Consider the following 13877-nt stretch of genomic DNA (forward strand, 5'->3'; position numbering starts at 1 on the left):
TCTTTGCCTCCTAAAAACCTATTTATTAATATATGGACTGTATCAAAATAACTTTTTAATAAAACTCATAAACAATATTAATAAGTAATTTTAATAATATTCTTTTAAGCTTTATTACTCTCCTTTGATACAGCCCACCTTAAATCAAAACAAAATATACTTATTTAAATTATGCAACTATTCCTAAAGCACCTAAAGTTGTGAATAATATGAACATACATATAACAATTTTGACTGGGCTCCACTTTTTATTTCTTAATAAGTGGAATACTCCTAAAACAGCTAAAACAGGAAGTAGTTTAGGGAATAAACTATCTAAAGTTGTTTGAAGAACAAATTCATATCCTCCAAAGTTAGCTTGGATTGGAGTTGTAATATTGATTATTGAACCAATCATACCTCCAACAACTATTAATCCTACGATTCCAGCTCCAAAAGTAACCTTATCCATCATGCCAGCTGAGCTTGTAGCTAAATCTGCACCCTTTTGATAACCTAAAGTTATAAGTTTCCACTTAACAAATAAGTTCCAGCTTATGAATATGATTTGTGTAATTATAAGAGCTACTAAGGCACCAGTAAAATCTTCAGTTAAAGCCATAGATGCTGGTATAGATATTAATAATGGTCCTAAGATTGCAAACATCATACTATCTCCGATACCTGCTAAAGGCCCCATCATACCAGTTTTAATACCTCTTATAAGCTCTGGATCAGCTTTTTGTTCTTCTAAAGCAGCAACTATACCTAAGATAACGGTTGCACCGTAGTTAGGACAAGTATTAAAGAATTCCATATGTCTAGTTAAAGCCTTTTTCATACCCTCTGGGTCATCTTTATAAACCTTCTTTAAAATTGGTGATATAGAAATTGCAAATCCTAAAGCCTGCATTCTTTCATATGACCAAGAAATTTGTAATAATAAATGGTTTAAAAAGACTTGCCATAAATCTTTTTTTGTTATTTTAGATTCCATTAGAATTCGCCTCCTATCTGCTCAAAATCTTCCTCATTATTTACTTTAGCTCCATCATTTTTATGATATAACTCAACGTAAATAACAGCAGTTATAAGACCTATTAAACCAACTGCGATCATTGGTAAATTTAAGAAACATACTAATATGAATCCCATAATAGCAAAATACCATTGTTTAGTTATTGGTAGGTAGTTTAATAATATTGCAACCCCTAATGCTGGCATTGCACGTCCTGCAGCAGCGAATCCATTAGTTAACCATACAGGAACCTTTTCTATAAATGCAGTAGCAACCTCTGAACCAAAGAATGCACCTACGAAAACAGGAATTGCTCTTGATAATCCCCATGGAATTGATCCAAATAAATGCCATCTCCACATTCCTTTTAAGTTTCCATTTGCAGCATGTGAATCAGCTTTATGAGCACAAATTCCAGTAGATAATCTCGCTAATACATCTAAGTATGATCCTAATAAAGCTATTGGAACTCCTAGTGCAATACCACTTTCATAACTTCCAGTTAAATAACCAAAAGTAACTCCTAAAATAGCACCAGTAGTATAGTCTGGAACAACAGCTCCACCATATGAGTGAACTCCAAGAGACATCATTTCTAAAGTAGCCCCTACAAAAAGACCAGTTTGAATATCTCCTAAGATAAGACCTGCTCCAAAACCAGCTATTAACGGCCTATGCCATAAACCTAGATAAGGACCTAGCATCTCATTAATGCTTAGGAAAGCCCATACAGAGAGTAGTAAAATTTGTATAATTCCTATTTCTTGCATAAACATATCCCCCTAATTATTAAATTGTATAATCCCCTTAAAATAATTAACTTTTAAAAGCCTCTACTAACGGTCTAATATCTTGCTTTGAGTCTGTCGGAATCATTTGGAAGTAGCAATTAACATTTTTATCCAGCAAACTTTTTAATGCTTCAAACTCTTTTTCTGTAACAAATAGTTTTTCACTTAATTTTTTAGCATTTGGTTTATGAGTCATATTGCCTATATTAAGGTCCATATATTTAAATCCACCCTCATAAATCCTATTAGCATCTACCACATCCTTAACTAATAGAAAAACTCTCTCATTTGGAGCTAGTCCTCTATTTAAGTATGCAATAACTTTCTCAACTGGCTGCATTGATATTCTTACTTGCTTTGGAGCAGCTAATTTTAGTATTGCTTGTTGATTTGGATCACTAGCAACCATATCATTGGCAACTATGATATGATTTGGATTTGTCATTTTAGACCAAGCCAAGGCTACTTGTCCATGAATAAGTCTTCCGTCAACTCTGAAATGTACTATTGGCATTTTAAATCCTCCTTAATATTGTTTGTACTATTATATGACTCTAAAAATCTAGTAATACATCTTTATAATAATTTTATAATTAAATTATTATTTTAAACGAAAAAAACTCCTAGAAAATCTAGGAGTTCTTGTAGGAGTTTTATTATGTTTGTTTGTGTTTGTTTGTCTTTATCCAGTTCATGAATAATAATCAATCTCTAATTGATAATGATTATCATGATTAAAGTATATATGTTTTTTTATTTTTTGTCAATAAAAAACATTACATTTTTTTAGATTTTTTTGAACATTTTTTCATGGCACTCATTACAGAGCTTCTAAATCCAGTCTCTTCTAACTCTAAAACAGCTTCAATAGTTGTTCCTCCCGGTGAGCAAACATTGTCTTTTAACTTAGCTGGATGCTCTCCAGTTTCTAAAACCATCTTAGCTGATCCTAATACTGATTGAGCAGCTAATTTATAGGCTTTATCTCTACTTATTCCCTCTCTAACAGCAGCATCTGCCATAGCTTCTATAAACATATAAACATAAGCTGGTGATGATCCACAAAGTGCTATAAATCCATGGAAATCTTTCTCACTTAACACCTCTGATTTTCCAAAAGCATTAAATATATCCATAACTTCTTTTAATTCTTCTTCATTTACTAATTCATTAGGACAAATAGCGCTCATTGCTTCTCCTACTAAAGCTGGAGTATTTGGCATAGTCTTAACTATTTTTGTTTCTTTCTTAAACCATTTTTCAACATCACTTAAATTAATGCCTGCTGCTATAGTAACAATAGTCTTATTTAAGTCTACACAATCTCTTATTTCTTTTATAACTTTTTCATACATATATGGCTTTACCGCAAGAAATATTATGTCACTGTTATTACAAACTTCTTTGTTATCAAGAGTTGTATTTATTCCTAATTCATTTTTTATTCTTTCTGCACTTGATTCTCTTGAACATGATGCAATAATATTTTCTTTGCACACAATACCTGACTTTAATATTCCTAAAACCATAGCACTTCCCATGTTACCGCAGCCTATGAATCCAATTTTTTTATTCATATTATCCTCTCCTTTTTAATACAGATGGTAATTATTTTATTAACTTAATTTCTTAATAGTCATTTTAACTATTTAGTATCTAATTATAAATACTTTAATTATTATATACCTTTTAATATGTAGCTACCAATAATAAAATTAAAGGGCATATCAGCATTCTGATACACCCTAAATTTATTAAACATCCTTATGAATAGCTTCATAATCTGCAAATTTACTGTATTGACCTAGCCATGCAAGCTTAACTGTTCCAACTGGACCGTTTCTCTGCTTAGCTATTATACATTCTCCAACATTTTTATCTTCTGTTTCCTTGTTATAGTACTCATCTCTATATAAGAACATAACAAGGTCAGCATCCTGCTCTATTGATCCAGATTCTCTAAGGTCAGATAACATAGGTCTATGGTCTGCTCTTTGCTCTGGAGCACGAGAAAGCTGAGATAATGCTATAACTGGACATTCCATCTCCTTAGCTATAGCTTTTATATTTCTTGAAATCTCCGCAACCTCTTGTTGTCTACTTTCACCACTTCCACTCATAAGTTGTAAGTAGTCTATAAGTATAAGATCTATTCCATATTCCATTTTTAATCTTCTACACTTAGATCTCATTTCCATTACAGAAACCCCAGCAGTATCATCTATGTATATCTTAGCTGATGCTAAAGGGCCTGATGCTCTAGCTATATTGTCCCAATCCTCAGGAGTTAATTTACCTGTTCTAAGACTTAACATATCTACATTAGCCTCTGAACATAATAACTTATATGCAAGCTGTTCCTTTGACATTTCCAAAGAGAATATAACAACACTCTTTCCCTCTCTTAAGGCAGCATGTTCTGCTATGTTAAGAGCAAAGGTTGTTTTACCCATAGATGGTCTTGCTGCTATAAGCACCATATCACCCTTTTGGAATCCAGAGGTCATCTCATCCAAGTCTTTAAATCCAGAACCAACACCTGTAAGTTCTCCTTCATTATTAAATATAGCCTCTATTTGCTCAAAACCTCTTTCAAGAACAACACTTAAAGGTTCAAAATCATTTGATGATCTCTTTTCAGATAAATCAAATATTTTCTTCTCTGCTGAATCTATAACTTTTTCAACATCTTCTTGATTGTTATAACAATTCTCTATAATTTCTGTAGAAGATTTTATAAGTCTTCTAAGCATAGCTTTTTCATCAACTATTTTTATGTATGATTTTATGTTAACTGTACTAAGTACAGATGCACTTATCTCTGTTACATAACTTATACCACCGGCTTTTTCAAGTCTATCAGTAGATTTTAAATACTCTAAAAGAGTTAATTGGTCTACAGCTTGATCTCTTTGGTACATTTCTATTATACTTTGAAATATTACCTTATGAGCATCTCTATAAAATGAATCCTTGTTTAAAACCTCAGCGGCTTGAGCTATGGTTGTTCTATCTATTATCATTGCCCCTAAAACAGATTGTTCCGCTTCTATACTTTGTGGCAAACTCTTCATTACTGGTGCTTCCATTATTCCTAATTTTCCTCCTTTCCCTTAAAATAATTTTCTAATATCATTAAAAGTTTATAAGATATTTTAAACCTTATAAACTTTTCTTAAACTTTTTATAATTAAATATTCTATTATAATTTCATCAGTTATTATCCAATATATCCCAAATAAATTACTTTATACAAAAAAATATAATTTAGTGACATAATACATAATTAATTTTTTAATTATAAAAACTAATTAATAAAATACTACTCCACTATATATAATACATTAAAATTTATCAATATATATAGAAAAATAACAAGAAAAAATGCTTTATCACAATATATATAATACATGAAATCTTGTAAAAAACCTATAGTTTTATTTATACTAGGTAAATTTAAAAGACAAAATAAAAAACCTAGAAATAAATCTAGGTTCTTTATTTTTAATTAAAAGCAATTTCCATAAGCTCTTCTATAGAACTTATAGCTTTAACTTCTATATCTTCTAATCCTTTAGGGATTTCATTTTCATTATCTTTAGGAACAGTTACTAACTTAATTCCCTTTCTTCTAGCCCCGTATATTTTTTCAAATATACCTCCAACTGGTTTAATCTTTCCTCTTAAAGAAATCTCTCCAGTTATAGCTAAGTCTTGTCTTATTGGCTTTTCTAATAAAGCACTCATTATACATATGGTAATGGCAGCTCCAGCAGATGGTCCATCTATCTTTCCTCCACCAATTACGTTAACATGTATATCATAGTCATTTATATCCTTATCAGTTAGCCTTTTTATTACAGATGCAGCATTAAATACAGAATCCTTAGCCATTGAACCAGCAGTATCATTGAATCTTATTTTTCCAGCACCCTTTTTCTTAGCTTTAAAAGCAGTGGCTTCAATCTCTATTGTTGAGCCTAAGAATCCTGAAACTCCAAGTCCATAAACATGACCTACTTCTTTTTCCTCTAAATTTTCTAGTATTTCATACGGAGTAAATCTTCCTATGCTTACAACTTCATTTAAATCCTTTGAAGTTATTTCTAAGTCTTCTGGAACTTCTCCCTCTAAGCCATAAATGGCATGACCATAAGCATCTGCTAATATATTTACAGCTCTTCTACCTTCTATAGTATAAGAAGCTATTTTCTTTTCTAAACCTTCTTCAAGCTTAACATTAAGCTTCTTAGCTGCATTTAATACTATCTTTTCAATATCTCTTGATGATAGTGGTTCAAAATAAACCTCTGTACATCTTGAACGTAAAGCAGGATTGATTTCTCCTGGTTCTCTAGTAGTTGCTCCTATTAAAACAAAATCTGCTGGAGCTCCTTTATCAAAAAGATATTTTATATATTTAGGTGTATTTTCATCGTCTGGATCATAGTAAGATGATGAGAATTCAACTCTCTTATCTTCTAAAACTTTTAAAAGTTTATTTTGAAGTATTTCATCTAATTCTCCAATTTCATCTATAAATAATATACCACCGTGAGCTTCAGTAACTAAACCTGGTTTTGGTTCTGGAACTCCTATTTCAGCTAAGTCTCTTTTGCTACCTTGATATATTGGATCATGTACTGAACCTAAAAGTGGGTTTGTAATTTCTCTTGGATCCCATCTTAAAGTTGTACCATTAACCTCTATGAATTTTGATCTATCATCAAATGGAGTTGATTTTAATTTCTTAGCTGTTTCTAGAGCAATTCTAGCAGCTGTTGTTTTACCAACCCCTGGAGGTCCATAAAGTATTATATGTTGAGGATATGGTGAAGCTAGTTTTGAAAGAAGTGACTTAACAGCTCTCTCTTGACCAACTACCTCATCAAATGAATCAGGTCTTAATAAAGACATTATATTCTTATTTGGAACTCTTTCATCTAACTCTTCAAGCTCCTCAAGCTTTTTCTCTGTCTTAGCATTTTCTGGACCTTTTTTCTTTTTCATTATGTTTACTCTAAGTTCATCAACATACTTTTCTTGCTTTTCCATTAAGAATTGTTCAACTTCTTTTTCTATTTTATTTTGAACATATCTTCTAGCAATAGCATCTGATATCATAGCACAAACATCTTCTAAAGCTTCATTTATAGTTTCTTCAGTTGGAACTTCACTTAAACCCTTTCCTTCAGAAACAATTTTACTTAATCCATAAAGTCTTTCATAAGGATCAGTTGAATTTATATAATTTTGTACTTTAAATCTTATAACTCTCGCTCTAAATGCACCTTCGTCTAATATATTATTTATTATATCTTTTAGTGCTTCAACTTGAGATTCTACTCCAAGTTCACTATTCATAACATCTTGTAGAACCTCTAATTCTTTAATTGATTTCAAAATAGAATCCTCCTCTTATTGAACAGGAACAACCATAACCTTCATTTTTGTTGAAACTTCTGGATATAGTTTAACTTCTATGTTATAAGTTCCTGCAATTTTTATTGTATCCATAACAATTTTCTTTTTATCAACTTCTACATTAAATTGTTTTTTGATAAGTCCTGCTACATCTTTGCTAGTTATAGCTCCGAATAATTTTCCATTATCTCCAGCCTTACCATCTATTTTTATTACTTTATCTTTTAAATCAGCAGCTAAAGCTTGAGCAGCTTCTAATTCAGCTAACTTTTGTCTTCTTTCGTTCTCTTTTTTATTGTTTAATATATGAAGATTATTATCAGTAGCTTCTTGAGCTAATTTCTTTGGAAATAAAAAGTTTCTAGCATATCCATCTGATGCATTTATAACATCGCCTTTTTTACCTAATTTTTTAACGTCTTGAAGTAATATTACTTTCATTTTATTCACCTTCCCTTGAGTTTTTTGCAATAGCTTCTTTTATTTTTTCTATAGCCTCGTCAATAGTGGCATCCTTAATCTTAGCGCCAGCCATAGTCATATGACCTCCGCCACCAAGTTCTTCAAGAATCACTTGAACATTAATATCCCCTAAAGATCTTGCACTTATAGCAACATCTTCACCTAATTTTATTAATACAAATGAAGCTTGTATTCCAGTAATATTTAAAAGTTCATCAGCAGCCTGAGCTGCCACAACAGTATCAGTAATATTTTCTGGGCAAACTGCTATTGCTATTTTATTTTCTACCTTTGCAGATTTTATTATTTCTGCTTTTGCTATATAATTTTCTAAGTTATTACTAAATATTTTTTTAATCTCTACTGTGTCTGCACCTAATCTTCTTAAAAATGAAGCTGCTTCAAAGGTTCTTACACCGGTTTTAAAAGAGAAATTCTTAGTGTCTATATAAATTCCAGCTAAAAGACCTTCTGCTTCAATTCTATTTAATTTAGGTTTATCTAACATATACTGAACCATTTCAGTAACAAGTTCTGATGTAGATGAAGCATATACCTCAATATAATTTAATAGTGCTCCCTTTATATCCTCAGGACTTCTTCTATGATGGTCTATTACAACCACCCTTTCAATAAGTTCTGTTAACTCTCTATCTAATACATAGTTTGCACTATTAACATCTACTATTATTAATAAAGTATTGTCATCTATATTCTTTTTAGCTTCTTCAGTAGATATAAATAGTTTACTATATTCTTCTTTTTCTTTAACTCTATCTAAGAAAAATTCTATAGCATTAGTATCTTTTTCTAATACTATATTAACATTTTTTCCTAACTTCTTCACTACTGAAGCTAAACCAAATGAAGCACCAAAACAATCCATATCAGGATTTTTATGTCCCATTATATAAACGGTACTACTTTCATAAACAAGTTCTTTTAATACATGGGCTACAACCCTAGCTCTAACTCTTGTTCTTTTTTCAAGTTCCTTAGCATTTCCTCCAAAGAACTCAATATTTTTACCTGATTTAATAACTGCTTGATCTCCACCTCTACCTAAAGCTAATTCCTTAGCCTTTGTGGCATCATCTTGATTTTGTGCAGGAGTTTCTCCACCTCTTCCAACACCTATGCTTAAGGTTACTTCTATTTCATTCCCTAAGTTAATTTCTCTTATAGTATCTAGTATATCAAACTTTTTAGAAATTTCCTTGCCAATAATAGCATCATCTACTGATAAAATATATTTACTATTATCATACTTTTTTATCATGGCATTTAGTGAATTCCCATAGTTATTTATTGTTCTTTCTATTTCTGCTATAAGTAGCGGTTTTTTGTCATCATCTATTGTTTTTAAAACTTCACTAAAATTATCAACTTCTAAAAGCATTATACTTTCTTTTGTGGCCTTCTTTAAATAAGTAACATCATTAAAAAATACCAAGAAATACTTTTTATCTGATTCATCTAATTTTAAACCCTCACTATAAACTTCATAGATATTACTTTTTATTTTTATATTTTGAGAATTTTCTTTTCCTGTTCTAATGATCTTATCTAAAGCAACACCTTTTATAACAGAGACTAAATTTGTTTCTAGTAAATCTTCACTATTTATAAGCTTACTAAACTTATGATTATACCATATTATTTCACCAGTAGAATTTAATATAGTTAATGGGAAAATCAAATTAAAAATATTGTCTTTAACTTTCTCATCTATATTTTTATATAATTTATCTATCTTTTCTTCCTCATCCTTTTCTTCTCTTAAAAAGTCAGATATTTTATAGATTAAATATATTATATATATAAAAGCTATTACTAAAGATACTATTTTAAAGTTTAATTTCCAAAATACTAAGCATGCTAAAACTACAAATGCAAAGTAAGCTAAAAATTTATTATAATCTTCCAATATTGATTTCATTTTAACAGCCCCTTACTAAATATAAATATTAGTTATTGCACTTTCTTTTTTAGTTTCTCCTTAATGTAACTTCCTAAACTATTTGGATCTACACCTCTTATATCAATTAATACATCAATCAATCCTAATATTCCAAATAATTGTGGTATTGAAGTAATCATTAATATACTAATAAAAACTATTAAAAAATTGCTAAATCTATATCTATACTTTAATAAATTTGAGACTACAGCTAATCCTTGAATTATAAGCATAGCAAATAATAAATTTAGTGTAAGCATGTATATACCCTTATTACTTATTACTCCCTTGCTTACTAAAAGCATAACAAAAAGATTTATTAATACAACTGCTGCAATTAATATTGGGTTAAAAAACCACTTTGAAAAAGGTGGTAAGCTGTTTAATTTAAATCCTAATTTATTAATAATGTACTTTCCAACGGTATAACTTAAAAATGCTCTCATTATTATAACCATAACTAATACCATAGGTATCATATTAATTATAAAACTTGCATCCATAGATTTCATAAGCTCTATCATTTGAGTGTTAGCCTGTGAACTTCCCATCATTTGTTCACTGATTTTAGCAGCTTCATTAAAAACATTTACTAATTCATTTATATATTGATTAAATGTAATTCCTGTAAAAGCTGAAAATAATAATGCTATTTCTATTAATACACCAATTGTATTTGCTACAATTAAATATATAAATGATTTTATTCCTGAAAATTTCTTTCTAACACAAGTTCCTAAAACCAAACCTATAATTCCATTTGTTATGGCTAATTGAATTCCATATATAGACCCCATGAAAAATCCAATCAAAATTCCACTAATAACAATAGAACAAATAGAGGTTTTAAGATTATACTTTAAATACAATAAAGCTATAGGAATTGGAATAGCAAAGCTTATTATTGTACCTATTCCTGGTAAGCTAGTAAGCATCATAAGTACAAATGTTATTGCTGACATTATTCCAGCTTCAACTATAGATTTACTCTTATTCTTTTCTTCCATATGTTCCTCCAAATAAATTATCTTCTTTCTTTTAAATGATTAAATAATTTAGTTAAGTTACCTCCTTGTTTTTCTAAATTATCTTCTTCAACTATACCAATCTTTAAACTTTTTTTAATTGTCTCATCTACTTCTATTGCAGAATGACCTAACTTATCTGCTAAAATGTATAATAAAATAATTAAAGATGCTATGCAGTTTACTATGGCATCCTTTGCTACATTACTTCCTTTTGTTAAAAGTGTAAATAGTTCTCCTAATATGCAGATAATTTGAGCCTTTATTTCTTCAATAATCTTTATATCTCCCATGATATTAAAGTTATCTTTTTTCATATTTCCCTCCCAATTATACCCTTTATTATATACCTTTATTTTATTTATTTTTTTAGTCTTATGCAATAAATGAGACTTAATTCAGAGAATCCTTAAAAACTCTAAATTATAGTAGCATTTATATTAAAGTGTACATATTTTAATAAGTATACACTTTAATATACTTACCACACAAATAAAATTTTCTTAAACCATTTAATAAGACTATTTAAAAACTTTAATGATTATAATAATTTAATATATAATAAAAAAACCCCTGAAAATATCAGGGGTTTGCAACCATTACTCAGTTGTGAATGGTAATAATGCGATATTTCTTGATCTCTTGATAGCATCTGTTAATTGTCTTTGATGCTTAGCACAAGTTCCAGAAATTCTTCTTGGTAATATTTTACCTCTTTCTGTGATGTATTTCTTTAATTTAGCTACATCTTTGTAATCTATTGATTCAGCTTTATCAACGCAGAATATGCAAACTTTTTTTCTTGCTCTTCTGAATTTTCCGCCTCTTTTTACGTTACTCATCACTATTTCCCTCCTTACCTAAAATCTGAATTAGAATGGAATGTCTCCATCATCAATTGGTGTCATATCATCATTACTATTGAATGATGAATCACTAAATGAATTATCTGGCATACCGAAAGAACCACCGAAATCATTTCCTGAACCAAAGCCTGAGTTTCCTCTTGCTCCGCCATTTCCTGAATCGATAAAGTCAAAACTTTCAACAACTACGTCAGTAGTATATCTTCTAGTTCCATCTTGAGCTTCATAACTTCCAGTTCTTATATTTCCTGAAACAGCCAATTGTCTGCCTTTAGTAATATATTGAGCTATGGTCTCACCAGTTTTTCCAAAAGCTATGCAACTGATAAAATCAGCTTCATCTTTTTTGAATTGTCTATTTACAGCTAGTGTAAATCTTGCAACTGCTGTACCGCTTCCTGCTGCAAATCTAAGCTCTGGATCTTTAGTAAGTCTACCAATTAAAACTACTTTATTCATTTACGACCACCTCTTATTGCTCTTCTTTAACGATGATGTGTCTGATTATTCCGTCAGTTATTCCGAATACTCTGTCTAACTCTTTTGGTAATTCTGGGTTAGCAGTGAAGTTGATTAAAGTATAGTAACCTTCGTTAACTTTAGCGATTTCGTAAGCTAATTTTCTCTTACCCCAGAAATCAACGTTGTCAACTGTACCATTTCCGTTTTCTATAACACCCTTGAATTTTTCGATTAAAGCTTTAACAGCTTCCTCGTCTAATGATGGGTGAGCTACGAATATAGTTTCATATTTTCTCATCATTTACACCTCCTCCCTCTGGACTACGGCTATGCTCTAGCATAGCAGGGATTACAATTAAATATTCTAACATTAAAAGAGGGTTATTGCAACCCTCTTTATTAATGTAAACATAACTTTTATAAATTTATTTTTTAAAAATTTTATTCATTAATTTCTTCCTCTGGAGCATTTGATTTTATAATCTTTTTTACTCCCTTTTGGAATTTAGATCTAGGAATCATTACAATTCTTGAGCATCCTAAACATTTTATTTTAATATCAGCTCCAACTCTTATAACTTCCCACTCATCACTTCCACAAGGATGTACTTTCCTCATTTTAACTATATCACCAATATAAAATTTGTTTATCAAATTAAATAACCTCCTCTAAAATAAAATTTATATAAATTAACCTGTAATTATTTCTTTCATATATTTCTTTTTATCAAGAGTCATTTTTATTCTCTTTCTTAACTCTACTTCTGTTTCCCAAAGTTTCATGGATTTTACTTTTCCACAAATTCTAAGATTAACACTAGAACTTGTTAGATCTGTAACTCCCCAAACTTTTAATGGTTCTGTTATATCATTATTTTCTTTATTATATGTATCACAAACTGAGTTTATAGTATTTATTACTTTATTTATATCATCGCTATATGAAATTCCAATATCAATCTGAACTCTCATATCACCTCTACAATTATTTGTTACTATTCTTATCATTCCATTTGGAATAATATGAAGAGAACCATCTTGATCCCTAAGCTCAGTTGTCCTAAGACCTATTACCTCTACAATTCCACTTACACCTTCTATAGTTACATAATCCCCAACATTGTATTGGTTATCGAAAAGGATAAATATCCCATTTATTACATCTTTAACAAAACTTTGAGCTCCTAAACCTACGGCTACTCCTCCTACAGAGGCAAAGGCCCAAGATATATTTCCAAATATAATAGATAATATAGTTGTTATACCTATAAAATATACTGAATACATCAAAATACTTTTTAATAAAGTTCCCAATGTATTTGCCTTTCTTGTGTCTAAGGAGAACTTAAAGTTTGTATCTATTTGTTTTTGTACAGCTTTATCTATTAATTTACTTCCTATTTTAATTACCAAAATCATAAAAATAACTATGACACATATTGTTATAAATTTTTTTAATAGAAAATCAATAGTAGATAAAGATATCTTTATTTTCCCAAGCTTAATGTGATCAAATTCAAAATTAATTCCAAGCAAACTATCTAATAACATTAAACCACCCCTTATGATTTTGAAATAAATAATTATTTATATATTTCAAATCCTTTATTGGTTATTGAATATATATTTTTAAATTTAATTTCTAAAGTTTCTATCTTTTCTAATTGATCTTTATTAAAGGCTGAACTTATTCCACAACTTTTTGTTATGTAAGTTGGAGTTGGCATTATTATAAATGATATTCCATTTTCTTTAAGTATTCTTTCTCCTTCCATAGCCTCGTGTGTATTATTAAAAACCATGATAAAGTCTTTCATACTATTTTTCCTCCTAAAAAGTATATCGTTTTATTAGTATATATTATAAGTATATATCATAAAAGTTAACACT

At 29.6% G+C, this 13877-nt stretch carries 16 protein-coding genes; all 16 read right to left on the reverse strand.

Going from position 1 to position 13877, the window contains the following annotated elements:
- Positions 1–169: 169 nt before the first annotated feature.
- The 16 genes from GOM42_RS14670 to GOM42_RS14745 all read right to left on the reverse strand — a co-directional run bounded on the left by GOM42_RS14670 (position 170) and on the right by GOM42_RS14745 (position 13804).
- Positions 170–976, reverse strand: a complete 807-nt coding sequence (locus tag GOM42_RS14670) for a PTS system mannose/fructose/sorbose family transporter subunit IID (protein WP_003460011.1) — start codon at positions 974–976, stop codon at positions 170–172.
- On the reverse strand, positions 976–1767 hold the full coding sequence (locus GOM42_RS14675) for a PTS sugar transporter subunit IIC (RefSeq protein ID WP_003451051.1): 792 nt from the start codon (positions 1765–1767) through the stop codon (positions 976–978). The genes GOM42_RS14670 and GOM42_RS14675 overlap by 1 nt, the downstream gene beginning before the upstream one ends.
- A 46-nt stretch (positions 1768–1813) precedes the next feature.
- Positions 1814–2302, reverse strand: coding sequence for a PTS sugar transporter subunit IIB (locus tag GOM42_RS14680; RefSeq protein ID WP_110077471.1), 489 nt, complete (start codon positions 2300–2302; stop codon positions 1814–1816).
- Positions 2303–2564: 262 nt separating this feature from the next.
- The gene (gene proC, locus GOM42_RS14685) at positions 2565–3365 is read right to left on the reverse strand and encodes a pyrroline-5-carboxylate reductase (RefSeq protein WP_003479402.1); all 801 of its coding nucleotides are present in this window, start codon (positions 3363–3365) and stop codon (positions 2565–2567) included.
- A gap of 177 nt (positions 3366–3542) precedes the next feature.
- On the reverse strand, positions 3543–4877 hold the full coding sequence (locus GOM42_RS14690) for a replicative DNA helicase (protein ID WP_003451036.1): 1335 nt from the start codon (positions 4875–4877) through the stop codon (positions 3543–3545).
- Between the two features lie 415 nt (positions 4878–5292).
- Positions 5293–7191: a Lon family ATP-dependent protease gene (gene lonC / locus GOM42_RS14695; RefSeq protein ID WP_003459992.1), complete on the reverse strand. Its 1899-nt coding sequence runs from the start codon at positions 7189–7191 to the stop codon at positions 5293–5295.
- 15 nt (positions 7192–7206) lie between these two features.
- On the reverse strand, positions 7207–7653 hold the full coding sequence (gene rplI / locus GOM42_RS14700; protein WP_003451030.1) for a 50S ribosomal protein L9: 447 nt from the start codon (positions 7651–7653) through the stop codon (positions 7207–7209).
- A 1-nt stretch (position 7654) separates the two neighbouring features.
- On the reverse strand, positions 7655–9613 hold the full coding sequence (locus GOM42_RS14705) for a DHH family phosphoesterase (protein WP_057230282.1): 1959 nt from the start codon (positions 9611–9613) through the stop codon (positions 7655–7657).
- A 32-nt stretch (positions 9614–9645) separates the two neighbouring features.
- Entirely contained in the window at positions 9646–10641 is a 996-nt protein-coding gene (locus tag GOM42_RS14710) for a YybS family protein (protein WP_087327998.1), read from the reverse strand.
- Between the two features lie 17 nt (positions 10642–10658).
- Positions 10659–10976, reverse strand: coding sequence for a MazG-like family protein (locus tag GOM42_RS14715; RefSeq protein ID WP_003450993.1), 318 nt, complete (start codon positions 10974–10976; stop codon positions 10659–10661).
- Between the two features lie 282 nt (positions 10977–11258).
- On the reverse strand, positions 11259–11501 hold the full coding sequence (gene rpsR, locus GOM42_RS14720) for a 30S ribosomal protein S18 (protein ID WP_003451020.1): 243 nt from the start codon (positions 11499–11501) through the stop codon (positions 11259–11261).
- A gap of 30 nt (positions 11502–11531) precedes the next feature.
- Entirely contained in the window at positions 11532–11984 is a 453-nt protein-coding gene (gene ssb / locus GOM42_RS14725) for a single-stranded DNA-binding protein (protein WP_003451037.1), read from the reverse strand.
- A 13-nt stretch (positions 11985–11997) separates the two neighbouring features.
- Positions 11998–12285: a 30S ribosomal protein S6 gene (gene rpsF, locus GOM42_RS14730; protein WP_003479405.1), complete on the reverse strand. Its 288-nt coding sequence runs from the start codon at positions 12283–12285 to the stop codon at positions 11998–12000.
- 143 nt (positions 12286–12428) lie between these two features.
- The gene (locus GOM42_RS14735) at positions 12429–12641 is read right to left on the reverse strand and encodes a DUF951 domain-containing protein (RefSeq protein WP_003459977.1); all 213 of its coding nucleotides are present in this window, start codon (positions 12639–12641) and stop codon (positions 12429–12431) included.
- Between the two features lie 36 nt (positions 12642–12677).
- Complete coding sequence (locus tag GOM42_RS14740) at positions 12678–13538, reverse strand: mechanosensitive ion channel family protein (protein ID WP_003466073.1); 861 nt, start codon at positions 13536–13538, stop codon at positions 12678–12680.
- Between the two features lie 32 nt (positions 13539–13570).
- Positions 13571–13804 (reverse strand): DUF3343 domain-containing protein, encoded by a 234-nt coding sequence (locus GOM42_RS14745; protein ID WP_003460020.1) that lies wholly within the window; start codon positions 13802–13804, stop codon positions 13571–13573.
- Between the last annotated feature and the right edge of the window lie 73 nt (positions 13805–13877).

The sequence above is a fragment of the Clostridium sp. 16K-1-R1 genome (genome assembly GCF_023921145.1).
GTDB lineage: Bacteria > Bacillota > Clostridia > Clostridiales > Clostridiaceae > Sarcina > Sarcina perfringens.